General features: G+C 65.7%; 34 protein-coding genes. 27 read left to right on the forward strand and 7 right to left on the reverse strand.

The genetic code is table 11. The annotated features are described in order from the left end of the window. The 23 genes from ACFK0J_RS00665 to ACFK0J_RS00775 all read left to right on the forward strand — a co-directional run bounded on the left by ACFK0J_RS00665 (position 1) and on the right by ACFK0J_RS00775 (position 16157). A complete protein-coding gene (locus ACFK0J_RS00665) occupies positions 1–366 on the forward strand; it encodes a capsid cement protein (protein ID WP_378735510.1) in 366 nt (121 codons plus the stop codon). 24 nt (positions 367–390) lie between these two features. Further along, the gene (locus ACFK0J_RS00670) at positions 391–1317 is read left to right on the forward strand and encodes a hypothetical protein (protein WP_378735512.1); all 927 of its coding nucleotides are present in this window, start codon (positions 391–393) and stop codon (positions 1315–1317) included. After that, entirely contained in the window at positions 1310–1675 is a 366-nt protein-coding gene (locus tag ACFK0J_RS00675) for a hypothetical protein (protein ID WP_378735514.1), read from the forward strand. Before ACFK0J_RS00670 ends, ACFK0J_RS00675 begins: the two co-directional genes overlap by 8 nt. Positions 1676–1685: 10 nt before the next feature. After that, positions 1686–2081, forward strand: a complete 396-nt coding sequence (locus ACFK0J_RS00680) for a hypothetical protein (RefSeq protein ID WP_378735516.1) — start codon at positions 1686–1688, stop codon at positions 2079–2081. Beyond that, positions 2078–2383: a hypothetical protein gene (locus tag ACFK0J_RS00685; RefSeq protein WP_378735518.1), complete on the forward strand. Its 306-nt coding sequence runs from the start codon at positions 2078–2080 to the stop codon at positions 2381–2383. The genes ACFK0J_RS00680 and ACFK0J_RS00685 overlap by 4 nt, the downstream gene beginning before the upstream one ends. Positions 2384–2385: 2 nt before the next feature. Next, a complete protein-coding gene (locus ACFK0J_RS00690; protein ID WP_378735521.1) occupies positions 2386–2643 on the forward strand; it encodes a hypothetical protein in 258 nt (85 codons plus the stop codon). Further along, entirely contained in the window at positions 2640–3047 is a 408-nt protein-coding gene (locus tag ACFK0J_RS00695; RefSeq protein ID WP_378735523.1) for a hypothetical protein, read from the forward strand. Before ACFK0J_RS00690 ends, ACFK0J_RS00695 begins: the two co-directional genes overlap by 4 nt. A gap of 70 nt (positions 3048–3117) precedes the next feature. Continuing rightward, positions 3118–3939, forward strand: a complete 822-nt coding sequence (locus ACFK0J_RS00700) for a hypothetical protein (protein WP_378735525.1) — start codon at positions 3118–3120, stop codon at positions 3937–3939. 83 nt (positions 3940–4022) lie between these two features. Next, a complete protein-coding gene (locus ACFK0J_RS00705) occupies positions 4023–4343 on the forward strand; it encodes a hypothetical protein (protein ID WP_378735527.1) in 321 nt (106 codons plus the stop codon). Next, positions 4340–4687, forward strand: coding sequence for a hypothetical protein (locus tag ACFK0J_RS00710; RefSeq protein WP_378735529.1), 348 nt, complete (start codon positions 4340–4342; stop codon positions 4685–4687). The genes ACFK0J_RS00705 and ACFK0J_RS00710 overlap by 4 nt, the downstream gene beginning before the upstream one ends. Before the next feature lie 14 nt (positions 4688–4701). After that, complete coding sequence (locus ACFK0J_RS00715; protein ID WP_378735531.1) at positions 4702–5070, forward strand: hypothetical protein; 369 nt, start codon at positions 4702–4704, stop codon at positions 5068–5070. Positions 5071–5081: 11 nt separating this feature from the next. Continuing rightward, entirely contained in the window at positions 5082–8516 is a 3435-nt protein-coding gene (locus tag ACFK0J_RS00720) for a hypothetical protein (RefSeq protein WP_378735533.1), read from the forward strand. Positions 8517–8521: 5 nt separating this feature from the next. After that, positions 8522–9493, forward strand: a complete 972-nt coding sequence (locus ACFK0J_RS00725; protein WP_378735535.1) for a hypothetical protein — start codon at positions 8522–8524, stop codon at positions 9491–9493. Beyond that, the gene (locus ACFK0J_RS00730; protein WP_378735537.1) at positions 9460–11184 is read left to right on the forward strand and encodes a phage tail protein; all 1725 of its coding nucleotides are present in this window, start codon (positions 9460–9462) and stop codon (positions 11182–11184) included. The genes ACFK0J_RS00725 and ACFK0J_RS00730 overlap by 34 nt, the downstream gene beginning before the upstream one ends. A 35-nt stretch (positions 11185–11219) precedes the next feature. Continuing rightward, positions 11220–11459, forward strand: coding sequence for a hypothetical protein (locus ACFK0J_RS00735; RefSeq protein ID WP_378735539.1), 240 nt, complete (start codon positions 11220–11222; stop codon positions 11457–11459). Between the two features lie 68 nt (positions 11460–11527). Continuing rightward, on the forward strand, positions 11528–12148 hold the full coding sequence (locus ACFK0J_RS00740) for a DUF2744 domain-containing protein (protein ID WP_378743366.1): 621 nt from the start codon (positions 11528–11530) through the stop codon (positions 12146–12148). Positions 12149–12151: 3 nt separating this feature from the next. Next, positions 12152–12994, forward strand: a complete 843-nt coding sequence (locus ACFK0J_RS00745) for an N-acetylmuramoyl-L-alanine amidase (protein WP_378735541.1) — start codon at positions 12152–12154, stop codon at positions 12992–12994. After that, positions 12994–13260, forward strand: coding sequence for a hypothetical protein (locus ACFK0J_RS00750; protein WP_378735543.1), 267 nt, complete (start codon positions 12994–12996; stop codon positions 13258–13260). The genes ACFK0J_RS00745 and ACFK0J_RS00750 overlap by 1 nt, the downstream gene beginning before the upstream one ends. Positions 13261–13293: 33 nt before the next feature. Next, complete coding sequence (locus ACFK0J_RS00755) at positions 13294–13638, forward strand: hypothetical protein (RefSeq protein WP_378735545.1); 345 nt, start codon at positions 13294–13296, stop codon at positions 13636–13638. A gap of 1 nt (position 13639) precedes the next feature. Further along, a complete protein-coding gene (locus ACFK0J_RS00760; protein ID WP_378735547.1) occupies positions 13640–14464 on the forward strand; it encodes a hypothetical protein in 825 nt (274 codons plus the stop codon). Between the two features lie 25 nt (positions 14465–14489). After that, positions 14490–14783, forward strand: coding sequence for a hypothetical protein (locus ACFK0J_RS00765; RefSeq protein WP_378735549.1), 294 nt, complete (start codon positions 14490–14492; stop codon positions 14781–14783). Positions 14784–14805: 22 nt separating this feature from the next. Continuing rightward, positions 14806–15147, forward strand: coding sequence for a hypothetical protein (locus tag ACFK0J_RS00770; RefSeq protein ID WP_378735551.1), 342 nt, complete (start codon positions 14806–14808; stop codon positions 15145–15147). Between the two features lie 95 nt (positions 15148–15242). Further along, entirely contained in the window at positions 15243–16157 is a 915-nt protein-coding gene (locus ACFK0J_RS00775; protein WP_378735553.1) for a hypothetical protein, read from the forward strand. A gap of 115 nt (positions 16158–16272) precedes the next feature. Here the strand turns inward: ACFK0J_RS00775 and ACFK0J_RS00780 are convergent, their stop codons facing one another. From ACFK0J_RS00780 to ACFK0J_RS00805, 6 genes are all read right to left on the reverse strand, one after another. Then, positions 16273–16446: a hypothetical protein gene (locus ACFK0J_RS00780; RefSeq protein WP_378735554.1), complete on the reverse strand. Its 174-nt coding sequence runs from the start codon at positions 16444–16446 to the stop codon at positions 16273–16275. Positions 16447–16673: 227 nt separating this feature from the next. Beyond that, entirely contained in the window at positions 16674–16859 is a 186-nt protein-coding gene (locus ACFK0J_RS00785; protein WP_378735556.1) for a hypothetical protein, read from the reverse strand. Positions 16860–16964: 105 nt separating this feature from the next. Continuing rightward, a complete protein-coding gene (locus ACFK0J_RS00790; RefSeq protein WP_378735558.1) occupies positions 16965–17267 on the reverse strand; it encodes a hypothetical protein in 303 nt (100 codons plus the stop codon). Beyond that, the gene (locus ACFK0J_RS00795) at positions 17264–17893 is read right to left on the reverse strand and encodes an AAA family ATPase (protein ID WP_378735560.1); all 630 of its coding nucleotides are present in this window, start codon (positions 17891–17893) and stop codon (positions 17264–17266) included. The genes ACFK0J_RS00790 and ACFK0J_RS00795 overlap by 4 nt, the downstream gene beginning before the upstream one ends. Further along, entirely contained in the window at positions 17890–18507 is a 618-nt protein-coding gene (locus ACFK0J_RS00800; RefSeq protein ID WP_378735562.1) for an exonuclease domain-containing protein, read from the reverse strand. The genes ACFK0J_RS00795 and ACFK0J_RS00800 overlap by 4 nt, the downstream gene beginning before the upstream one ends. Beyond that, on the reverse strand, positions 18504–19586 hold the full coding sequence (locus tag ACFK0J_RS00805; protein ID WP_378735564.1) for a radical SAM protein: 1083 nt from the start codon (positions 19584–19586) through the stop codon (positions 18504–18506). The genes ACFK0J_RS00800 and ACFK0J_RS00805 overlap by 4 nt, the downstream gene beginning before the upstream one ends. A gap of 1362 nt (positions 19587–20948) precedes the next feature. Between ACFK0J_RS00805 and ACFK0J_RS00810 the strand changes: the two genes are divergently transcribed. Genes ACFK0J_RS00810 through ACFK0J_RS00820 form a run of 3 tightly spaced genes read left to right on the forward strand, consistent with a single transcriptional unit; the run spans position 20949 to position 23421 of the window. Continuing rightward, positions 20949–22286: a hypothetical protein gene (locus ACFK0J_RS00810; RefSeq protein WP_378735566.1), complete on the forward strand. Its 1338-nt coding sequence runs from the start codon at positions 20949–20951 to the stop codon at positions 22284–22286. Next, positions 22283–22969 carry a RibD family protein gene (locus ACFK0J_RS00815; RefSeq protein ID WP_378735568.1) on the forward strand — a complete coding sequence of 229 codons (687 nt, stop codon included), beginning with the start codon at positions 22283–22285 and terminating at the stop codon, positions 22967–22969. The genes ACFK0J_RS00810 and ACFK0J_RS00815 overlap by 4 nt, the downstream gene beginning before the upstream one ends. Then, positions 22966–23421 (forward strand): deaminase, encoded by a 456-nt coding sequence (locus tag ACFK0J_RS00820; protein WP_378735570.1) that lies wholly within the window; start codon positions 22966–22968, stop codon positions 23419–23421. Before ACFK0J_RS00815 ends, ACFK0J_RS00820 begins: the two co-directional genes overlap by 4 nt. 24 nt (positions 23422–23445) lie before the next feature. Here ACFK0J_RS00820 and ACFK0J_RS00825 read toward each other — a convergent pair whose 3' ends face one another. After that, the gene (locus tag ACFK0J_RS00825) at positions 23446–23601 is read right to left on the reverse strand and encodes a hypothetical protein (RefSeq protein ID WP_378735572.1); all 156 of its coding nucleotides are present in this window, start codon (positions 23599–23601) and stop codon (positions 23446–23448) included. A gap of 262 nt (positions 23602–23863) precedes the next feature. Here ACFK0J_RS00825 and ACFK0J_RS00830 point away from each other — a divergent pair, with 262 nt between their 5' ends. Continuing rightward, the gene (locus ACFK0J_RS00830; RefSeq protein ID WP_378735574.1) at positions 23864–24010 is read left to right on the forward strand and encodes a hypothetical protein; all 147 of its coding nucleotides are present in this window, start codon (positions 23864–23866) and stop codon (positions 24008–24010) included. Positions 24011–24653: the final 643 nt, after the last annotated feature.

Genomic DNA, 24653 nt, shown 5'->3' on the forward strand with positions numbered 1-24653 from the left:
ATGGCCGACTACGCCCCGATCTTCAAGCCCGGCGAGGCAATCACTCGCACCACCTCGGCCGCGGTCACCGGCGGGCAGCTGCTCATCGTGTCCGGCAACGACACCGTCGCGCCGTCCTCGGCCGCGTCGGCGGCATGGCTCGGCGTCGCCGCCCACGATGCCGCGTCCGGCGACCAGGTCACCGTGCTCCGGGGCGGTGTGCAGGAGCTCGCCGCGTCCGGCGCGATCGCCGCGGGCGCTGCGGTCATCCCGGCCGCCGCGGGCGCTGTCGCCGCGATCGGCGCCGAAACCAATTACTCGTTTGTCGTCGGCGTCGCGCTCAGCGCGGCTGCTGGCGGCAGGGTCCGCGTCGCGCTGTCTCGCTAATCGGCCGAAGGAGAGGAAACCATCATGCCGATCACCTACCCCCCGGCCGCACCGACACTCTCGGGTGACCTGCTCTCGATCTCTCGGTTCCTTAAGGACCCGACCTTGATCGCCCGGCGTCTGCGGACGCTGGCGGAACAGCGTTTCATCGCCGATGTGCTGCTCACCGGTCGTTACCCGGCCGAGGGTGGCTCGGTCACCTATGAGACCGGCGAATCCATCTACGCCGACCGGGCACCCGAGGCTGTCGCGCCCGGCGCTGAATACCCGCTGACTACCGCCGGCACCGGCACCGCCCAGATTGCGAAGACGGTCAAGTGGGGCCGCGATATCGAGATCACCGACGAATCGGTGTCCCGGCTCAAGCTCGACCCCGTCAATCGGGCCATGGTCAAGCTCGTCAATCAGATGGTCAAGACCGTCGACGGCGTAGCCCTGGCCGCCATCGCTTCCCAGGTCACCCAGACCACAGCCGTCACAACCGCCTGGTCGGCCGCCTCCGGCGCGACGATCGTGCGCGACATCCTGCGTGCGGTCGCCAACATTCGCGCCCTGAACGAGGGGTACGAGGCCGACACCGTCGTTGTCGACGACATCACGTTCGCCAACATCATGTCGGACACCCAGGTGTCGACGCTGCTCAGCCGCGAGAACGGGCTCGCCCCGATCTACACCGGCAACCTGCCCGAGATCGCAGGTCTGCGCATCCTGCCGACGCCGAATATCCCCGTGCCCGGTACTGCGTTCGTGCTCGATTCAACCCAGCTCGGCGGCATGGCCGACGAGAACCTCGCCGGACCTGGCTACGTGAGCGCGGGCGGGACCACGCCCGGCGTGCAGGCCAAGACGATTCGGGAGGAAAAGAACGACCTGTACCGGCTGCGCGCGCGCCGCGTCACCGTGCCGATCGTCCAGGAACCTCGCGCGGCATGGAAGCTGACCAATGTCTGACCGGGTGCGCGTCGTCGCGCCGCTCGTGGTGGCCGCTGGTCCGAATGGCCTGCTGCGCTACCACTACGAGGGCGCGGTCATCGAGGATCTGTCGGCGGCCGACATCGACCGCCTGCTCGATGACGGCATGATCGAACTGTGCGCGCTCGTCGACGACGAGGGCGACGACGGCATTGAGGTGCTGCCGGTCGTCGCCAGCAGCGGCGGCACCGTCACCGTGCCTGCCGAGGTCGAGCGGCCCAAACAGGCTGCGCCGAAAGAGGCTTGGGTCGCCTTCGCCGTTGCCCGCGGCATCGACGAGGCCGAGGCCGAGGCGCTGACCAAGACCGAGCTCATCGGTCTCGTGGGCAGCGAGTAGGCGGCATTTAATGGCACTCGCGACCGCCGATGACGTCGCTCTCGACTGGCGCCCGCTCAGTCCCGCCGGGCGCGCGCGAGCCGAGCAGCTGATTGCCGCGGCCGAAGCATGGATTCGGCAGCAGCGGCCCGACATCGCCGACAACGACCCGATCGCGAAAAACGTCGTGATCGAGGTCGTTCGTGCGGCCATGTCGGTCCCCGCCGAATTCACCGGCCACCGCGAGTACGCCGAGAAAATGGGGCCGTGGTCGCGCTCGGGCACGCTCATCACTGACGCTGGCGCCTTGCAGTTTTCGAGGGTGCATGAGCAGATGCTCGGTATCTCGTTCGAGGCCACGCCTACCGGCGAATTCGGCGACCCGACCGGATACCGGTATCCGCCACTGGGGGCGGTGCTTCCGTGAGCGTCCCCGTGATTCGTCACCGCGGCCCGCGATGGGACAGCGATGGCAACCCCTTGCCCACCGCCGACACGCCGCTCACTGCGGAAGCTGTTGCGCCTGGGGCGAATCCGAACATGATCGACCGTGGTCGAGATGGGCAGCGCGTCGAGGTGTCGGTCTATTTCGAGCCCGCCGTCGACCTCACCGGCGCCGACGAGCTGACCGTCGACGGGCAGCGATACCGGCTGGCCGTCGAACAGTGGTCGTCGCCGTGGTCGAGCCGGTCTGGCACCGTCGCCCTGTGCAGTCGAGGGGAGGGGTAGCGATGGCACAGGTCAAGGTCACCCTTAACCGCCGCGAGGTGGGCGTGCTGCTGCGGACGGCGTTCGGCGATGACGTTGCCGCACTGGCGAACGCCGTCGCACGGGCGGCGGGCGGTAGGGGCAAGGGCGCGCGAGTCCACCGGTACACCACCGACCGGCAGAAAGCGGTCGTGTCGGTGCCCGCCGCCCGGCAGACCAAGGACGGCGCGCTGTCCAAGGCCGCGGCGGCGATTGGGCTCACTGTTCGCGGGGTCCTGTGAGCAAGCCGTACCGGTTGCCCGGCGACCCGGCGAAGGCGATCAAGGACTACCTCGCCGCGGTGCTGCCCGGCATCGTCGCCGCGCCCGCGTCGACCGTCGGCATGGTGCTGCCGTCGAACTGGTCGACCAGCAGCGCCCCGGCGGTTGTGGTGTTCGACGACGGCGGCGAGGTGCGTTGGCCGGTGACCACCGCGCCAACGGTGCGCGTCACCGTGTGGGCGACCGGTCGCGACCGCTCGCGCACGATCGCGAGCCGTTGCCTCGGCGTGCTGCTCGCGCACAAGGTGCCCGGCGTCGCCACCATCACGCGGCCGACGAGCCTGCTCGAGGCCGTCGATGAGAGCAATCACGGCGTCATGACGTCGTTCACCGTGCGCGCGCTCGCCCGCACGATCGCGGGCTGAACCCGCACCGAGACCACCGCCCCTGTTCGGGTGGCGGGCAATTCGCACACTTACGAGAGGGGTAATCCCTATGGCACTGACCCGGAACCCGGACGCCGTCCAAATCTTCGCGGACGCAGCGATTTTCGTCGGTAAGACACTCGCGCCGACGATGCCCGCGACCATCACCGACGAGTTCGATGCCACGTGGGACAACCTCGGCATCCTCAACGGTGAGGACGGCGTGACCAACCCGCGTGAGTGGGACACCACAGAGCATTTCGGGTGGGGCATCGGCCTGTACCGCAAGGGCTACAAGAACTACAAGGAATCGCGCGTCTTTACCTGCTTGGAGTCCAACGCGACGACCCGGCGCATCGCCTACCCCGGCTCGACCGCGACGCAGATCAAGGTCCCGCGCCCGGGAAACTTCATCCTCGCGTTCGAGTTCATTAACGACATGGGCGTGCCCGAGCGGCTCATCACCGCGCGGCCCGCGACGTGCTGGATTCCCAACCTCGATCGCAACGAGTCGGACCCGACCGGCCACGAGGTGACCGCGGACATCTACGCCCGCGGCGACGGTCTGCTGTACACGCGGCAGTACACGCCGATCCACGAGCGCCAGCTCGTCACGATTCAGGGCACCGCGACCGCAGGCACGTTCAAGCTGCTCTACGAGGGCACTCCGACCGGAACCATCGCCTACAACGCGGCGGGCACCGTCGTGCAGGCCGCCCTCGAGGCGATTCTCGGCACCGGCAACGTCTCCGTGACCGGCACTGCGGGCGGGCCGTGGACGGTCACCTTGCAGGGAGCGTTCGCCGGGCAGGCGAATTCGCTGCTCACCGGCGACGCGACCGGACTCACTGGCGCGACCGGAATCCGCGTCGAGGACGCCCCGGCGCCGTAACAGACGCGGCCGGGGCGCAGTTCTGGCGTGGTTCGGCGCCCCGGCCGCACCCCCTCGGGCCACGCCAGCGAGGAACCACGCCCATGCCCTTGCCTCTGCCCACCGAGGACGAGATACGCCGCGTCGCTGCTGATCTCGGCATCGTCGACGAGCACGGCAACTATCCGCGCTCGCAGCGGAACCGGCTCGCCCGCATCGTGCAGCTCGCCCGCGAGCAGTCGGCCGATGACGCCGACCCGCATACCGGGACCACCGCGCAGGTACTCGGCCGCCTGGCCGACGAGTTGCACGCCGCTGCACTCACCCCCGAAGCAACCTCGGCGGTCCTCGCCGAGGCCGCCCGCTGGCTGCTCGATTCCCGCGGGCTGCAACTGGATACACGAGAGGAAACCACGCCATCATGACCGCACCTAAGAAGGCCCCCGCCAAGCGCGCCATGCCGCACCGCCCCGCCGGTGTGCGCGAGCCGCAGGACCACCTCAAGCCCGCCGCGCAGCGCGAGGCCGAGGCCGCCGACACCGTCGAATTCGAGTTCGAGGGCGTCACCTACACCGCGCCCGCGAACCTCGATCGCACCAAGGGCGTAGCCCGCGCGCTCGACCAGCGTCAAGGCACAATCGCCCTCGAAAAGCTGCTCGGCCCTGATGAGTTCGCGAAGTTCCTCGCCACCGATCCATACGACGCTGATTACGGCCGGATGCTCGACGCCTGGGCCGACGCCTGCGGATTCGAGAACGCGGGAAACTGACCTACCTGCTGCGGTTGCTGCGCGAAGTACCGGACAAGGTCGAGCGGGACCTATCCCGGTTCCACCATGTCCGGTACTCCGACCGCTGGCGGGTCGACGCCGCCGGGACGCCGTTGCTCACCCTGCGCGAAATCTGGGTGCGTATCTGCGACCTACCCGGCGATTCGGCAATCGCAGCACACCACAACGGCGGTACGCCGCGGTGGGGAACGGCTGAGCACCTGCTCGCCGACATCTGGGGCGCATTGACCGGTCAACAGCACGCCGGACGCCCGAAATACAAAGTACGGCAGGCCGTTACGGGCGCGCGCCGTCGCGCCACCAAGAACGTGCAGAGCCGTTTCGCGCGCCGCAATCGGGCATTGGGCACCGACAAGCAGTGAGGTGGTGAGTCTTGGCAACTGCGTACGCCACCCTCGAGGTAATCCCCACCGTCCGCGGAATTCGCGGCGGCATCGAGCGGCAGATTTCGAGGCCCCTCACGACCGCCGGACAGAAGGCGGGCCGCGATGCTGGCGCCGCGATCGTGTCCGGCATCGAGAGCAAGGACTACGAGGGGGCGGGACGTTCGGCCGCGAACCGGTTCGCGAACGGGTTCGCGGCCGGAATGCGCAGCATCACTACCGGTTTCGGCATCGCCACCAAGGCGGCGAGCCTGTTCATCGTCAATGCCTCGACGATCGCGACCGGATTCGGCCTCGCGGCCAAGGTGGTACGCAGTTTCAGCGCGGCGACGTTCATTTCGGCGCTCGCGCTGCGACAGGTCGCCTCGACCGGCCTCACGAAATTAGCGGGCGCGCTGCGCATCATCGCCGCAATCGCGAGCCGTGTCGCGAGGGAAATCGGGCAGATCACCGCGGCGTTCCTCGTGCTACAGGGTCTCGTCCGCGTCGCGTCGTTCATGACGAATTTCGCGAAACGGCTCGCGATGATGACCGTCGGCGGCGCCGCGGCGATTGGCGTCGTGTCCGGGCTCGCAACCATCGTGGGCGGCGCGCTCGTTTCGGCGCTGTCGGCCGGTGTGATTGCGCTCGGCGCGTTCGCTGGTGCGGCGGCCGGACTCGGCGGCCCGGCCATCTTCGCGCTCAAGGTCGGCATGAAGGGCCTGAGCGACGGCGCGGCCGAGTTCAATAAGCAGTTCGCCGACGCCGACGAGGCGCTGAACAAAATGGTCGGTCAGCGAATGGGGCCGATGCTCACCGCATTTCGCACGATGCGGGTCGAGATGATCGACCGGTTTTCGGCCGAGCTCACCCCGGCGTTTCAGCGCATCGGCGTCGGTATCGACCAAGTGCGCGGCAAGTTCGGATGGATGAGCGTGTACCTCGGCCAAATCGGTCAGGACATCGCAATGTCTCTCACCGGGCCGGACACCATCAACGCATTTCAGAAGATGGGCGACGCCTCGGGCGTTTTCTTCCAGCACCTCAACAAGGGTGAGAGCGGCCTTGGCGGGTTGTCGACCGGGCTCGTCACATTCGCCAGCACTGCGGCGACCACGTTCCAGGATTCCAGCCGCGGCCTGAACGACCTATTTCTTGACATCGGCGAGAAACTGCGCAGCATCACGCCCGAGCAGATTCGCGGCGCTCTCGCGCAATTCCGGCAGGTATTCGAGAACATCGCCAACGTCGCCGGGCCGCTGTTCAACCTGTTTCGCCAGCTCGGGCAAATCTCGGCAGTCGGGCTTGCCCCCGGATTCGCCGCGGTCGGAAACGCGATCCGCGAGGCCACGCCCGCGCTGTTGAACATGGGCAGCATCATCATGCCCGCGCTCGGCCGGGTGATGCAGGAACTAGCCCCGCTCATCCCGCGGCTCGTCGAGGCGTTCACCCCGTGGGCCTCGATGCTGGCGACCGTCGCGCCGTACCTCGCCTCGCTGGTCGCACACATGGCGCCGCTCGCCCCGTACCTGCTCATGATCGCGGCCGGATTCAAAGTCGCGAGCGCGGTGATGCTGCTGTGGAACGCCGCCACGTTCGCCGGTGCCGTCGCACAAGGCGTGTTTGCCGCGGCCACCGGGCGCAGCGCGGCCACCCTCGCCGGCAACACGATCGCACTCGCCGCGCACCGGGTCGCACTCATCGCGGGCGCCGTAGCGGCCCGCGCGTTCGGTGTGGCGATGGCGTTCGCCACCGGCCCTATCGGGTTGATCGTCCTCGCCGTCGCCGCGGTCGGTGCCGCGCTGTGGGCGTTCTTCACCAAGACCGAGGTTGGCAAGAAGTGGTGGGATGCGATTTGGACCGGCATCAAAACCGCTGTGTCGGCCACATGGGCGTTCCTCGGGCCGATCTTTTCGGCTATCGGATCGTGGTTCACAGAAACGGCGGTGCCCGCCGTCATGAATTTCTGGCACGGCGCGGTTCAACCCGCCTTTTCTGCAATCGGCTCGCTGATTTCGGCTTGGTGGAGCGGCATTGTGCAGCCAGTATTCGAGAACCTGAAATTCGGCATCGGGCTTGTCGGTGCGGCGTTCTCATTTTTCAAGGACAACGTCGTCGTCCCGGTGACTAAAGGAATCGGAACGGCGATTTCGTTCGCCTGGGAGAATGTCGTTTCGCCGATCTTCGACAAATTGAAGACCGGGATAGGGCTCGTCGGCGACGCTTTCGGCGCGGCCGGTGGTGTCATCAAGACAATGTGGGGCGGTATAGCCGATATTCTGCGACCTGCCGTGCATTTCCTCGGCAACATCCTCGCCGGAGTACCGAGCAAAATCGGGCCGATCGAAATTCCGGGCGCCGGTGCTGCGCAGGACCTCGGCAAGAAGATGCAGGCATTCCGCAATGGCGGCCCGGTGTCCGGCGCCGGGACCGGCACGAGCGACTCGATTCTCGCCGCCGTCTCGAATGGTGAGTTCATCGTGCGCGCCCGCTACGCGCAGCAGTGGCTACCGCTGCTCGAGGCGATCAACGCCGGAAAGCTCCCGGCGTTCGCGACCGGCGGCCTCGTCGACATCCAGCAGTGGGCGCGCGGCGAGGCAGGCAAGCCGTACCAGTACGGCGGCACCGGTAACCCGTCGTGGGATTGCTCGGGCATCGCGGGCGCGCTGTGGGCGCAGGCCACCGGCAAGAACCCGAACGCTCGCTACTTCACCACCGACAGCGATTTCGCCGCGCTCGGATTCAAGCCCGGCCTCGGCGGGCCGACCGACCTCAGTATCGGCACGAACGGCGGGTCGGGCACCGGCGGGCACATGGCAAGCACCCTGGGCGATCTCAATGTCGAGAGCTCTGGCACGGACGGCGTCGAGATCGGTTCGGCCGCGCAGGGCGCGGCCGATTTCCCGTACAAGTGGCATTGGCCGATCGGCGGCAACCCGCTCAGCAGCGGAGTCGGCACCGGTGGCGCGAGCGCGGGCGGTTCCGGCGGTCTCGGGTCCGGTGGCACTGGCGGCGGGACCGGCGGCACCGGCACGAGCGACGGCGCGAGTTCCTCGGGCAGCACCTCGCGGCCGTCGGGCACCGCCGTGCCGGTATGGGTCGACAACTGGCCGTCGTCGATGACGAGCAGCTCGTCGGCGAGCACCGCGGCGTCGGACACAACCACCTCGGCGGCGCCGTCGAGTGTGAGCCCGACGGCCGACAACACCGACGGCTCGTTCGACCAGACGGGCGCGGTCAATGCGGCGTTCTCCAAATTCAACAGCGCCATGTCCGACGCCGGTTCGGCGTTCGTCAAGGGCCAGCGGTCGAGCATCCCGGGCATTGGCGGCTACGCCGACGACATCGAAAAGACGGTCAACAACTGGCAGATCGTGGTCGCCGACGTCTACGAGGCCGTCAACGCGATCACCCGCGAGCAGAAGCGCCAGACGGCGGGGAAGTAGGCGACGTGGGCGTACATGCAACCGTCGAGCTCTACGGGTGCGATGACTCGTATTTCTGCCTGTCGGGCGCCGATGCTGGCGATCAAGGCGTGGTGCTGGGCACGAATCCGCAGGGCCTGTACGACGCACCGGTCAAGGTCGCGATGAAGCGCGGCGCGTTCGAGGTCGGCGGCAAACCGAGCAAGGTCGACCGCCCGTACCGCGAGCTCGACCTCGGCCTCGGCGCCTACTCCGACGAGGAGGACCCCGAGCTCTGGGCCGACATCGACTCGCGCCTGCGCATGGCGTTCGACTACGAGCTCGATCCATGGGACCCCGAGGCGAAACCGGCGCGGCTCGCGATCACCACCGCGCGAAGCGGTACCCGCTGGCTCGACGTGCTGCTCATGGAATCGCCGATTATGGCGATGGATACCGACCCATGGGACTACGGGCACTCGCTGCTGCCGGTCAAGCTCGTTGCGCCGCAACCAATGTGGTACGAGCCGGATTGGCTCGGCGACGACGAGCATCCGGCCGGATGGCAGACCGAGGGCGCCTCGTCCGGGTCGGGCGAGGTGTGGGTGTGCAACCCGACCGATCGGCCGATGGCGCACACGGTCGTCGTCACCGGGCAGGGCCGCGCGCACATTCCCGATGTGTCGTGGACGGGACCCAAGGGAGCCCGCGTGATCGGCGTCGACTTCCGTTCGGGCCGAGACGATTCCGACCGCGCAATCGTCACTATCCCAATCGGCGCGGTGCACGGGTCCGGCCTCGTCGCGCACGTCGACCGGATGCGTATCCCGTGGGAAGACTTCACCGGGACCAACGTCACCGGGTTGTTCGGCGGTAATCGCCTGCTCTACGTGATCCCGCCGTACACCCCGTGGACGGCGCTACCGGTCGCTGCGTCCGAGGTGACTTCGCCGACGTTCGGAATCCTGTTCCGTCAACCGCGGTTGTGGTCGCGGCCCTGGGGATTGGAGCGGTTCTAGCCATGGCCGCGATGACTGCTGACCTGCTCGCCGAGTGTGAGGCCATCTGGCAGGTAACCGAGGAACGCGAGCGCCAGCGGGCCGCGCAGCGTCTCGAGCCGCCCGAGGTCGGCATCTACGACGGCGAGATGCGCCCGCAGGGGTGGCTCGACGCCGCCTACCTCGGCGATTTCGAATGGGTCGACAACGACACCGGCGCGGGAATTACAGAGATCCCGTGGGACCACTATCTCGCGCAATGGATTTGGGACGAGCACGGGCGTATCAAGCGTGGCGAGAAGCGCGTCGTCGTGATCGTCGTCGAGTGCCGCAACGGCGCGCGGTGGTCCGGTCGCCTCGATTCAGTCTCGGCCGAGAAGCGTGAGGACGGCTCGAAAGTCCTTGTGGTCGAGTGGCTTTCAGATTACGAGACCGTCAAGTGGTACACCGTTTGGTCCAACCCGTTTTTGCCCTCGATCCTGCAATTCCCGCGGGTTTTCATGCTGGCGGGCGGGGCGCGCTGGTGCCTGCTTACCGCGCTCCACCTGCAAGTTATGCGGGAGCAACAAAATTGGTGGAATCTTCCGGATGATCCGATGGACCCGGGTTCGTGGGTACCGGCCGACGTCGCCGAGTGGTCGGTCGTCGTCAAGCCGCACTCGTTCGCTGACGACCTCGCCGACGGCATCCTGTGGTGCCTGCTCACGTCGCGGTTCAAGAGCTGGCACAACGTTGCCGCGCCGATCCTCGCAGACGCCGAGCTCTCGCTCACCTGGCGGCGGTACATGCCCGACCTCGGCGACGAGCAGCCGATACCCGGCATGGCCCTGCGTCCAGGCGCCCTCGTGATCGACATCGTCGACAAGAGCGGGTACTACAACCAGGGCACGAGCAACGGCGGCACATTGTGGGACGGGTTGATTCGCACCGTCGCGTCGTTCGTCGCTCCGTTCATCGACCCGGTTGTGCAAGAAATTGCCGACATCGACGAGCCGACGTACAAGATTCCGGGCCTGCTCGGCACGTCCAAGACCACGCCGTATGTGGTGTGGCTCGAGGGCGAAGAGACCGGGATTCAGTCGAGCAAGAACAAGCGGTGGCCGAGCAAGGGTGTCCAGGTCCTTGTCGGTGGCCACAGCGCCTACGGTGTGAACGAGGCCATCTCAGCATCGATTCAGCTATCTTTTGACCTCCTGTCGGCTGCATTGTTCGTTCCGGCGCTTGGGGGCACGGCGGACCGGCTGCTTTCCGTGCTGTACACCGACACCGTGCTCAGCTGGATGAACGTAAAGTCATTGGCTCGCAGTCAAACTGACGGATGGGTCGGATACTTCGAGTATTTCCAGGACGGTGCCGACCGCGCGTTCACCATCGAGAGTCTGCTTGTCCTGCGTGCTGGATTCTGGGCAACTCGAACGAAGTTCGCCGCCGAGGTAAACGTTGCTGATGGTTCGCCCTGGGTGATCGGCGATCAGGGCCGCGGGCACTGCTGGGTCGGCGACCGCGTCGGTTTCGGCATCCTCGGCGACCGCACCGGCCGGATTCATGTCGACCGGATCAAGTCGATTCGCTTGCGCTACAGCGACTCTGAGCCGCTGTCGTGGATACCGGTAATCGGCGACAACAGCGAAGACAAGGACCCGGCCGTGCGCGCCATCGAGCGGCTCGAGGGCGTGTTCTCCGCGCTGCACGACCTGGGCGTATTCAGCTGAAACATCCACCACGCCAACATGATTGGAGGGCTGACGTGTCGCAGCAGCTCGTCTATTTCCAGATCCGGCAGCAGGCGCCCGGCCTATGCCGCCCGTTCGTCGAGCTGCGCTCGGCCGTGCCGCCGCCGGTGTCGGCCACCGCTCGGTGCCTCGTCGGCGAGGTCGCGCAGTTCGACGAGTGCGAGGACGACGTCGAGGAGGACACGCAGGTGCCCGTCCGGTACCGCGGGCGCGTCATGGCCGCCCCGCTGCACGCGATTCGGCCGGTCCTGTGAGCGAGGAGACCGCGCCTCCGCAGGCACCCGGCGCGGACCTACCGCCGCCGCTGCGGCGCGCGTGCAAGGTGTGTGGCACTCGTCGGTGCCCGTGCGAGTGGTGCCATGTCGTATGCGGTCTCGATCATTCGCCGTGGCTCGCGGCCGGGACGTTCCCCACGATCGAGGTGTGCAACCCGAATTGCCCGGACGAGGCGTTCCTGCCGTTCCTGGTGGGCCTGCCCGGTATGCGCGGTGCGTCTATGGCCGTGCCGATTTCCGGCTTGAAATCGTGGTCGGTTCGCCTGTGGAACGGCGGCGCTCGCCGCGTCGCCGAGCAGCGCGAGTGGTACTGGCCGCCGAAGGCTGGCGAAATCAATCCGCTGTTCGCCGCAGGTGAGTGGAAGGACGAGCCACCGCCGCCTGACTGGACGACCGAGGTCGACGCGCAAGCGCTGGCGAGGGTGATGCGCGAGGAGATCGACCGCCAGCTCGAGCAGCGCGAGGCAGTCGCCGAGGCCGCCCGTCCCGCCGAGGTCGCGCGCGGTTACGTCACGCGCATAACCCGGTTCGACCCGACCGAGCACACGGTTACCGAGGTGCTCGCCCATCTGCGCACCGCGAGCGAGGCCGAGGTGCAGCGCGTGATCGCGATCGAGGCCGAGGCCAGCAAGCGCGCCGGAATTCTCAAGCGCTACAAGGAGGTATGAGTAATGCCTGATCCCGTATGGCTCCCCGACGTACTGCGTGCCGAAGGGCTCGAGGTGCGCGAGTTCCCCGGATGGCGCGACCGCGGGCACGGCGATTTCGGGTCGATTTGGGGTGTCGTCGCCCACCACACCGGCTCGTTCGGTGCGACCGCCGACAGCATCGCCAATCACCCGCAGCTCGGGTTGTGCTCGCAGCTCTACCTCGGCAGCGATGGCGTGTACACCGTCGTCGGCGCGGGCATCGCATGGCACGCGGGCTCGGGGTCATACCCCGGCCTGCCCGCCGACGCAGCGAACAACTACACCATCGGCATCGAGGCCGCCAACGACGGCGGGGGTGTGCCCGGTCGGCCGCATCGGGCGTCGTGGTCCGACGCGCAGTACGACGCCTATGTGCGCGGTGTTGGCGCGATCCTGCGCCATCTCGGGCACAACAGCTCGCGTGTGATCGCGCACCGCGAATGGGCGGGGGCCGCGCAAGGCAAGTGGGACCCCGGCGCAATCGACATGAACATTTTCCGCCGTGACGTGCAGGCGGTAATCGACCGTAAGCCCAACACAGGAGGTACCGACATGCCCAGCGCGAACGAGGTCGCCAAGGCCCTGCTCGAGACCCGACTACTCCGCCCGGACGGCACCGTGGGCGAGACCGTCGGCAACATCTTGTCGTGGGTCGACCAGCACGCCGCGCAGCTCGTCGTCGAGCAGCTCGGCCCCGGGTCCGAGGCGATCCGCGGCCCCGTCGTCAACCCGAAGCGGTGGGACATCCTCGGCGACCGGACGCAGGTCGAGGCGCTCGCCGCGCTGATCGAGGCCGCAGGAATCGGCCCCCGGTCGGTGAAGTGATGGGGCGCCACTCGGTGCCGGACGCGCCGACGCAGGTTCGGTTCCCGTGGCGTGCGGCGACGCGCACCGTGTTTCAGCTCGGCATCGGCGCCGCGGCGGCAATGCCGCAGCTCGTCGAATCGTCCGGCCTGCCCGATACCGCGTGGGGAATCGGCACGGCGCTGGCCGTGTCTGCGGCCGTTACCCGGGTGATGGCGATTCCGGGTGTCGACGCCGTTATCGACCGGTGGGCGCCGTGGCTATCCGCGACGGGGTTGAGGGAGTGAGCGCCCGTGGTCTACACGGTGAGAGGGGATGACGTGTTGAACGAGATGATCGTCGCGGCGGGCGGCGCGCTCGGCGTCGGCGGCCTCGGCGGCGCACTCGTCGCCGCCGTCGTCGGCCGCCGCGGGCGCAAGGTCGACGCCCTCGAGAAAATCGAGGGCATAGCGACCCGTCTCGCCGACAAGGCGACCGAGGCCGCAGACAAGCGGGTCGCACAGGTCGAGGCGCAGCTCGCCGCCTACGAGGTACGCGACCACGAGCGCGAGCAGCGGCGGCAGATGGCCGCCATGCTGCATACCCAGTGGGATAACGCCATCGCCGACCAGGTGCGCCAGCTCGGCGGGTCGGTTCCGCCGCCCCCTCCGCTCGAGGTGGTGTGAGGTGACACAACCCGACGGCGCGAATCCGAATGGTGCGCTCAACCCGACGCGGCCCGGCGCGTTCTATGACTGGCAGCACGAGACTGAGCAGTCAATCTACGACAAGTCCAAGGCGCCCATTGTGGGCACGACCGGCTCGGCAACCAGAGCCCAGCAAGACATAGCGGCGACCGACCGCAACGTCCTGCCTAGCGGTACCGGGTTATGGAATTCGTTCGTCCGCAACTCCGACGCGACCTTTCCTCGAATCCTGCTGACACCGACCGCGACAAGTACAGGGTCCGGTGGCTCGGGGGACAGCTCGCATAGTCATTCGATTTCATTCGACGACCCACCCGATTACCAACCGGCCGGGCACGGCAGCAACTACACCGAACTCGGGTTCGTCGAGTGCTCCAAAGATCGCAAGTACAGCCGGGTTACGTTCGGCACCGGCAACAGCGCTACCGCGTTCGGCATTCAAGCCATGTACGCCATGGCCTATCTGATGAACCCCAACACCGGCGACCTCACCCTCATGGCCGCCACTGGCGATATCAAGGCGTCGATCGCCTCGACGAACCGTGAGTACACGATCACCCTGCCTGGCAGCTTCGACGCACTCAAAAGCGAGATATGGGCCGTCGGTCTGTTGCAGGTGACCGCGGTCGGGCAGACGTGCAAGTCGGTCTTGGCTCGGTCGGTGTGGCCGATGGTTCCGCCGCCGGGTGTGCGTCCGTCTGCGCTCTACGCCTACGCGCCCTCGTCGACGGTGCCGCTGGCGACGATCGCGTACTCGTCGTTGACGTTCGACGCCGGGTTGATCCCCTACTACGCGCTGAGCTAGCTGAATCGGAGGTACGGCCATGGGCATGGGATGGCGAGCGATCCGGGACGATATCGAGCTCACCCGCGGCGATTTCATCATGTCGCGCACCAACACCGGCGGCGCGCTCCCGCCCGGCACTTCCGCGGAGATCGTTTGGGCCAACGGCCAAACCTGGCCCGCGACTGTCGACGGCGCAACCGTCGCGTGGCGGGTTGAGTCGACCGTCGTCGCGCTGGTCCCGGCGGGTACGGCGTTCGTCCTGTGGATTCACTATCCGAACCAAATCACGTCCACCACAGACGATTACGAATGGATCAAAGGCGTAGCCCGCCGCTGATGCGGAGACAGGAGAATCACCAATGTCATCTACAGCCGTCGTCAAGAACTCCATGGCTGACCACTGGGCCAGTCTCGGTGCAACCTACAGCCTGCACACCGCCGACCCGGGCGCGAACGGCACTGCCAACGAGGCCACCGGCGGCGGTTACGCGCGCCAGACGACCACATGGGGCGCTGCGGTCGCGGGCACCGTGACCGGCACTCAACTCGTTTTCAACGTGGTAGCGGGCAGTTATACCCATATGTGCCGCTGGAACGGAACGACGCTGCTCACCGTGCTGGACACCACCGACGCCGTCGTGTCGCCCGCCGGCGAGGTCAAGGTAACCCCGTCCTACACCTACAGCGGCACTGCCGACTGATGCCCCGCCCGTGGCCCGGTCCTGACGCCCGATGGATGCCGACGCCTCGGCCGGATTCCCGCACAACGGTTTTCCCCGTGCCGGACGCCCGCACTGTGAGGTTTCCACCCGCACCCAAGTTCGCGGTTCTGCTGCTCGCGCCTGCGACCGGCACCGGCTCAGCGAGCGCGGTGGTGGTGCTGATTCCGTGGCGCAATGCCCCGGCCATGGGTGCCGGGACTGGCACGGTCGCCGCTGCTGTGGTTGCTGTGGCCGAGGCTGGCGCTCGCGGTGCTGGCATTGCTGCGGGCGCGGTCATCAACACGGAAGTGAACGCCACCGCGAGCGGGGCAGGCCGAGCCGACGCAATACCGATTGCCTCATTAGCGGTCGCGGCGAACGCGGCCGGTGGTGCGCTCTCCGGTATCGCGGGCCGCCCGATCGCGGTCGTGGAAGCGCTCGCCGCGTCGACCGGCGCCGGTAGCGCGATCATTGTGCCGGGGGTACTGATCGCAGCACACGCGGCGGCGACAGCAACCGCGTCCGCCTCCGCTGTACCTCGGCCACTCGTGGCCGCCGCTGCGGCCGGTGCTGGAACCGCAGGTGCCGCCGTGGTCGTGTTCCGGCCCTCGGGTATGACCAAGAACGGCACACAGAATTGGGCCGTCGGCGCCGACGGCTGGCTCGACATCACCGACTGGACACCCAACACCGGTAGCTATCCCGGCTCGTCCATCTCCGCGAACCGCCTCGTCGTGCAGGGCACCAAAACCAACGCGGCACTATCGGCGAGTGTCGGATTCTCCGGGGCCTCGTTCCCCGCTGAACACCTGATACGCCTGGTCGACCAGAGCGGCACTGTCCTGGTCACGGGTGCGCCGGTGAGCGCATCGTCGGGCACCTGCACGGCCTCGCTCACAGGAGTGAACCTCGCGGGAATCACCGCGGTTGGCGTACAGATGTTCTGCTCCAGCAGCTTCGGAAACGGCTCAGTCTCCGCCGGTACGGCAACATCGCTGACCATCACCTGATAGAGGGGCTGCGGCGATCGCGAGCGACGCCTACGACCTGTAGCCGGACCGGAAACGACCGTGCCCCCGCCGAATCGGCGGGGGCACGTTTGGTCATTGTAGAGCTTGCGCCCCCTCAGCGACCGCCCAAACCCTGCTTTTGCAGCCATTTGTCAACCCACACGGTCGCCGCCTGCTTATCCAGCGTCGGCCAGTTCATTTGCATGAGCTGAACCACCACAAGCATTTTCGTATCATCGGCAGTAGACCGGGCCGATGCGGCAGCACCTGAGCTCTCAATGTTCTTCATATCCCGCATGATTCCCATGGCGGTCCTATCTATGGGTTGTGTCGAGGGTCGTTATGGCGGGCACGTTACCCCCGGCACCGCGGCCCGGCAGCCGGTTACACATGGGTAGTTCGGCGGATGGCTCGTGCGGCGTGACCACGTCACACGCCAGCGGTCTGCACGGTGAGGTCGTCGGCACCAGAGACGCGAACGCCCCGACCCTGTGAGGCCGGGGCGCTCTTGGAACGTCAGCCCGCGTCGTACTCGCCATAGCTTCGCGGGACAGGCGCGGCGGCAGCCAGTTCGTTTACCGCCTTCTGTAGAGAGACCGCCGCAGCGTGCTCGGCACCGAGCAGCGCGACGGTTTCCTCGTAGATTGGTTGGATCTTGTCTCGCAGTTCTCTGGACTTGCTCACGTCGATAGGGTCTGGCACCAGAGTTCCTTTCATCGATCCGACTCGTCTTGCGAGTCGGGCGCTTTGGTCGTTCTCTAGAGATCGCTCGGGGGCTGCCCAGATGAGCGCGCCGTACATCGGATGTCACCTGCCTTTTCGTTTCAGGTGGGACCGGTGGTCGACGCTCAGCATGGCGAAAAACGATCCCACGTGACCGATGGCCACCGCCTTGGCTTTGTCCATGCCAAACCCGGTCCGGCGCAGGACGTCAATCGCTGCGTTGAGTGTGGCCATGTAGCGCGCCTGATCGTCACGGTTGCCGAACTCGACCGCGCGCGTGAGGAGCAGGGTGTACTCGCCACCGAACTCCCTGGTCAGTTGTTCGATCAATGCGGCGGTTCGCGGTATGGGGATGTCGGAGGGGGCTTCTGGTCGGTGATCGGTCATCCCCACTCGTCCAGGTCCATGTTGGTCAGTCGTCCTTTGATGAAGGCCACTGTTTCGATCAGAGCGCGCTTGTGTCCGTCGGCACGGAGGGTGTTGTGGTCGATGTCGAGCCTGTTGAGCACCTTCTCCACATGCCGGTCAGCGAGCGCGCGGAACTCGATGTCAGTGTCCCGTGGCTTTGAGACGCCCAAGGGAAGGCATGGATCGAGAATGGTTCGCAGTGTCAGGTCGTAGTTGAAGCAGTGGTTTGCGACGAGGTCTTCAAGGTGCTCGATGCGATGCGGGTCGGCGGGTTGGCCTCGGTATTCCAACGCGGCTTCGTAGTAGGCGAGTGCGTCGGGCACGCTGCGGTCGATCAAGACGACGTCAGCTTTCGTCCACGCTTCGATTTCGTTGCTGATGCCGCGGGTGATGATCCACAGTGTCGAGGCCCAGGTGTGGTCGAACAGGATGGGTAGTCCGATGCTTTGCGCATGGATGCCAAGGTCGGCGACCATGGCGACCTCGATCCTGTCGCGGCGCAACTCGCTTGCGAGGCGTTTGAGCCAAGTCGTCTTACCGGTCGAATGGGTGCCGGTCAGCGCAATCGTGACCGGACGCATCACCTCGGGTCGGGTCTCGCTCACCACAGACCACCCTCCGGTTCCGCTTTGGGCACGAATTCTTTCGGCGCCGCTGCGCTGACGAGCCCGGTCCAGTCCAGGTCGCCGTCGTCGACGAGCTTGCACAGCAGTTGCCACGCTGCCCACGCGTCGTAGCCCGCACGGTGGTATCCCTGCGTGGTCACCGATGAGGTGTCAAGATTTCCGTGTTCGATGAGCTTGTCGAGGCTGTAGCTGGGCAGGCCGGGCCACACCACCTTTGCCAAGCGCAACGTGTCGAGGACCATCGGCGGATTCCAATAAGGCAGGTGCGAGGCAAGCACTCGCTGCTCCACCCCAGCGTTGTGCGCGACCAGTGTTCGCGCGGCAAGGGCAGCGTCCACATCTGGCGCGACCTCCTCCCACGATGGGGCATCCGAGACGTAGGCGTTCTTGATGCCGTGAACCTTGCGGGTGACGATTGGCGTGATCGGTTGCCGCGGCTTGATCAGCCACGCACGCATGTTGTCGACGCTGACCGTCTCCCCGGAGACGGACAGAATGGCAATCTCGATAATCTCTGGTGGCGTCTGCCCGTTGCCTTCGACATCAACGACGGCGATATCTTTGCCGCTGAGCGTGTTCGGGATCTCGGTCACAACGTCTCCTTGATCGTGGGCCAGCCGAGGTCTGCACGGCCGTGCCGGTTACGGTGGTGTGGCTTGCTTGCATCGTGAACCTGGTAGCCCAGGCTGTGTTGCATGAGGTAGCGCGGCTGTTCGGACAAGCCATCAACGACGACGGCGCGGTCGTTGATCTCGACCAAGCTCCCGCCAAGCTGTGCGGCGAGCGCGGCAACTCGCTCAGTATCGGGACGGTGCCAAGCGGTCGCGCAACGCTGGATCTGCGCGGACGGGCAGATGTCGCACAATTCGCGAATACCGTAGTGGCCGTTGTAGTCGGCGACACTGTGGGCGTACGTGATCGCACAGCTGGTCTTGCGGAATAGCGGCGATCCGGTCCCATGTTCGGTGGCCGCGGTCAGGATTCGCTTTTCGAGGTCTTCGGGGAACACCTTGCGACGAGTACCCTCCATGTACGGCTCGGGAAGCCCGTGCGCCTGGTAGTAGTCGCGGATCTGGTTCTTGTAGAACAAGCCCGTGAAGACTGTTGCGTGTGCGTGATAGCTCAGCTCGAACGCCCTCTGTAGGTGTTCGTCGGAGTCATTGAGCACAGGCACGATCGGCCGCCAGTACAGGATGACCCGGTACCGCTTCGCGTGTTCGAAGGCTGTGCGCAATGAGGTTGCGGCGATGTTCGAGTCGACCGGTTCGATGCGGTCGTCATCAATACCGGAGTGCGTGACCAGCACGGTAAGCCGAATATTGGTGTAGCTGTTGAGGATCGCGCAATCCTCCGGCTCGATGCGCCACCGGGTGATGACAAGGACATGATTGGTTAGCCCCCGCTGATCGAGTAGGCGCAGCATCTCGAAGGTGTGTGGTTTCACCGGCGGTAGCATCGGGTCGGTTGCTCGGTTGAACAGCTGTACCGGCGTGACGTGCGGCTGAAAGTAGCGGTGCTCGAACAGCGTTGTGGCCGCCTCAGCGTCGGTCATCAGCGCGCGCGGCACTTTCATCTCGAAATTGTCGAACACATGGCGGATGCAGTAGCCGCAGTCGAGCGGACAACCGACAATGTGGTTTACGCTCAGACCGGATTTGCGGTACTCGATCACCTCGCGTAGTTCGGGTCGCAGCCTTTCCTGCTGCGCGACAGTGAGGATCGGCAGTCTCCGACCGCCTACGGGTATGGGCACTAACTGGTCCTGATCGGCCATTCTGGCCACCTTCCAATAGGGGAAACTTCGGTCAGCGGTGTTCGGTCAGGTAAGTCCGACCGCGCACCTGACTCCCGCCGCCGATGCGCGGCAAGCCTTCGATTGATTGCGCGCTTCTTGTGGCACCGCGCGACACTGCACTCGCGGTGCTCCGGCTCCTCGGCTATCGCCTGCTCGACGGACAACGGCCGAATCGGCTTCTCATGTGATAGCCGTCGTTGAATGTCAGAGACAGTGACCTTCTTGGACCGCCGCTCCTCCAGCAGGTTGAGAACGACCCATGCGGACCCGAACAGGCTCGCCACCAAAGCGATTCCGCCCAGAAAGAACGCTAGGCCGATCAACATTGCAAATGCCATCGCTACTCCTGGACGACCGCACTGCGGGGACGCCATCGTCCAGGGTTCTGGGCAATCAGGTCGTTCCAGCGGCACGCCAGATCCGCCACTCGCTGCCAGGCCGCATGGACCGCACCGTCTGATGCACTTTCGGCGGTCATCAGGAGGTATTCGGCAGTTACGTACGCGGCTGCCACTTCGTCGATACATGCTCCAACCGACTGAGTCGGCGAACGTCTGTGCTTGCTTGCGGTTACGTGGGTTTCGGTCCAGCCGTCCACCAGAACGACGATCTGCACTCGGCGGCAGTCGATTTCAGCGGTTCGCTTCGGGCTGAGGTGACGTTCACGGTGCAGATTCGCGAAGTCCTTTGCCCACCGGGTAACGAGGTGGTCACCCGGCGACCCGCCAACCTCCCCACGGAATGCCGCTAGAAGTTGATGCCAATCGGGCAACGTCTCCTGGCCCGAGCCGGTCTCGGCGAGCGCCGCGCCGCGTCGGAGTCTGTTAGCCACCATGTCGGGCTCAGCACCTGACGGTGGATAGCGCAGACATGGCGGCTGAGTACTGCCCGCACCTCCACCCGTGTTCTTGATGCAGGGTGAGTACGAACCGGGCACGGTCAGGGTCCTCGATAACGGGCTTCGCGCTGCAATTGCGATGCTCGTTCGCCCATTGCTGTCTGTAGTCACGCATTGTCTGCATGGCGCGCCTTCCCCTTGATGGAGACCGGAGCCCGACACCGGAAATACCAGCCGACAAGATCACTGACGATGTGGTGAGCCGTATCCGCAATGAGGGAGCGGGTCCGGCGCCGGGCACCTCTAACCCTCCCGTCCAGCAGAACGTGACGGGAGTCACTGAGGGGCTACGCCCGGTGTACGCTCGGTGCACGCAATCCCGGCTAGCAGGGGCAAGGCCGATGAACACCGTGAACCAATGGACCGGCGTCGAAACCACGGCACTGCGCGAGGCGCTGCGTCAGACACAGGAAAAGTTCGCTGAGACGCTGAAGATGTCGCTTGGCGGCGTCAAAAAGTGGGAGCGACTGAAGTCCGCCAGCGTGCTATCTGCGTACTACGCAGCCAAGCTGGACCGACTCCTTGAAGAGACCCAGCGCGTCAATCCTGGCGCTGCCGCACGCTTCTGGTCGACCGTCCATACAACGCCTACTACCGTCGAGGGCGATGCACTCCTACAGTCGGGGGTGTCGGCTGAACTGGCCGCCGCGGACGATGATCAGGTTCTGGTATCGGTGCGGACACTCACGGGAGAGGTCGTACTCGTGTCGCTACCACGTCGCGCAGTCGTGCTGGGCATGGGAGCTGGCATGCTGGCCGCTGCCACTGGGGCATCAAACGTTCGTGCGATAGCGAATTCACGAATCGACCATGTCCAGCATTTCCGCGAACTCCGACTCTCCCTGATCGAGAGCGATAACCTGTTCGGCTCCGGCCGCGTCCTCCCACTGATGGAGGACAACGTGCGGGTTATGCGCGAGCTGCGGCGTGGCGGCATTGGCGACTCTGCCGGTCTGCTGCGAATGCAGATCCTCTACGCGGAAGGCTGCGCATGGTTGCATCAGGACGGCCGACGTTTCGACGAAGCGCAGTACTGGGGTGATCGCGCAGTGGAGTGGTCTCTTTCATCGGGGGACAATTACTTCCTCGCACTCAGCTTGATCCGAAAAGCACAGCTGGCTGACGACATGGGCAACGGACTCGATGCGGTCGAGTTGGCGGAGGCAGCCGAACGCGCCGCGCCCGCCGGAACCCGGTTCCCAACAGCAGCAGCGGTTTACGCTGGCCTCGGCTACGCCATGAGCGGTCAAAGGTCCAACAGCGAGCGAGCATTCGACCGAGCACGCACTATCGTCACCGACGCTGAATTCGATTCGACTTGGGGATTCTTCCTCGACATGTCCTACATCGACGTCCACCAGGCCCTCGGCCGGATGACGCTCGGTGACCACCGTGCCTCGACTAATCAGTACGCCGCCGCGATCGCTCGAATGCAATCCGGCTATCCCCGCGACCACGGCGTCTACCTGGCGCGAAAGGCTCTCGCGCACAATGCAGCCGGAGAGATCGAACCCGCGGCCGCAGATGGACTGGAAGCTCTACGTATCGGCGTCGAGACCGGTTCCGCTCGGATCATCCACGAGGTCAATCAACTCGCCGCGGCCATCGACATCACAAGCAAACAGCCAGGGGTCGGCGAATTCCGAGCCGCCCTTGAAACATGGAAGGAACACGCGTGACCCGACCGTACGTGTTGCTATCCGTCGCGGTCAGCGTCGACGGCTACATCGACGACACCACCCCCGAGCGGCTCCTACTGTCGAACGCAGCCGACTTCGATCGTGTGGACGAGGTCCGTGCCGAATCCGACGCCATCATGATCGGTGCCGAAACCCTGCGGCACGACAACCCTCGGTTGATCGTCAAGAGCGAAGTCCGCAACGCGGCCCGCGTTGCCGCAGGCAAACCACCGAACCCCCTGAAGGTCACTGTCACCGCAAGCGGGAATCTCGACCCAGAGTTCAAGTTCTGGCATCACGGTGTTGAGCAGAAGCCCGTCATCTACACGACTGACGCCGGTGCCGAGAAGCTTGCGCGGCCGTTCGCCGCGCTCGCGGACGTGGTTGCGCTCGGCGACGATGTCGACTTCACGGCGATGCTTGACGACCTCGGCGAGCGCGGCATTGGCAGGCTGATGGTTGAAGGCGGCTCCCACATCCACACAGCCTTTCTTTCCGCGGGCCTTGCAGACGAACTACACCTCGCGGTCGGCCCGACTGTGGTCGGAGATCCAGCCGCGCCGCGCTTCCTCAACCCGGCCACCTACCCCGGCGGATCAACGCGTCGAATGCGCTTGGTCGACGTCACCCAGATCGGTGACGTCGCGCTCCTGCGCTACATGCCCAAGGAGACCAGCAAGTGACCGAGCTCGATCACCACCACTGGATGAACCGAGCCATCGACCTAGCCGCACTTTGCCCCGTTGTGGAGGGCGCGTTCTCGGTGGGCGCGGTGATCGTGGTCGATGGCGAGGAGATCGCCACCGGGTACTCTCGCGAGTCCGACATGAAGGTGCACGCCGAGGAGTCCGCACTCGACAAGCTCGACGCAGACGATCCGCGACTGAAGCGCGCAACGATCTACAGCACGCTGGAACCGTGCTCAGAGCGCGCCACGAAAACCCGCCTGCCGTGCACGGACCGGATCTTGCAGGCCGGTATCCCGGAAGTGGTCATCGCGTGGCGTGAGCCGCCGACCTTCGTAGAGGACTGCATCGGAGTGGAAAAGCTTCAGCAGGAGGGTGTGACGGTGACCGAGCTTCCAGAGCTGGCGGACGCCGCAATGTCGATGAATCGACACCTCGACCTGTCGTAGCGCAGGACGGTTCGTAGCCGGGCTCTAGTCGGCTTCGATCCCACCGAGGCGCGGACAGTTGGCCCAGTAGGTCCCCGCCATCCACTCGTGCCATAGTTGGCACTGGCTCAAGAGGCCCTCGGCGGTGTAGCCCTCGAACAGCGGATTCCAGTCGTCATCTGAGTACGGATGTTCGGTCATGCCCTGTTGGACGCGCCATTCGACCTTGTCGGTTCCGGCGGCGGCGGGGTTGTCCGCAGCTGTCCCCGCTCCGCAGGACGCCTCTCATACCTTCGGGCGATCAGCTCGAAGCGCGGTGGTCCGACTGCCTGTACGTAGCCGATTACAGAGCCCGTCGCGCGGCCAGCATCTCGGCGTTCACCTGCTCGCTGACGGCCCGCGATGCGATGATAGTGATGCGTCGAACGTCGGCGTGTTCAGGCCACCAGAACGAGGATACGAAGTGACCAACACAGAGCCGACCGGATCCCTGCCGGAAGATTCGGCCACGCCGCCGACCGCCGCCTCCGGCAGCATCGATGAGAAGAAAGAAAGCCATGCCAACCTGGCGTTCGTAGCTGACGAGCCCATCTACACACTTCCCCGATAGCGGCAAAATCGGGTCCGCTAGCTCGATTTTGGTTTGGTCGGGCGGTCGCTTCGACTCAGAGTCTCTGACGTCCGCTTATCGAGCGATCACGCGGCAGAGGTTGGCGAGCGGTGGCGCGGTTCGCGGCGGGATGTCGTGACCACGGACGAAACGTGTGGAAATGCCACCGAATTGGGACTGGCAACGTCCGCCATGGCGTGAGACAAACCGGAAACGGCCAGGTCAGTCAGCCGGTGGTCCGCCACGACTTCCAAGACCCTACAAGGCGGGGCGCGCGTTCAGACCTGTGGACCGCGTCCACAAACGGGGCTATTCTCGGCTCAATCAATTCCGAGGAATCCCGAACTACCCCAAGGTTTCCCAAGGTCGCAGGCTGTGAGCTGGGGCGATACAACGGTTCAAGTCCCCCTTCGCCCACCGTTTCACTCGTGGAAGGCTCGTGCTCGCAAAGAGCGCGAGCCTTTCTCGTTTCACTCGTGTTGTGTGGGGGCGCGGCCCCCACGCCCCGCCCGGCGGGGCTTTGCCCCCCGGACCCCCCATGACGGGGCTGTGCTCCTCCAGGCGGGCTTCTCTGTCCTGGGGCTAGCCCATTGGTTGGCTGCCTATTCGGCTGACTGCCTATTTGGTGGCTGCACCGTTCTGT

This window comes from Nocardia brasiliensis (assembly GCF_042691675.1).
In the GTDB taxonomy this organism is placed as follows: Bacteria; Actinomycetota; Actinomycetes; order Mycobacteriales; family Mycobacteriaceae; genus Nocardia; species Nocardia brasiliensis_D.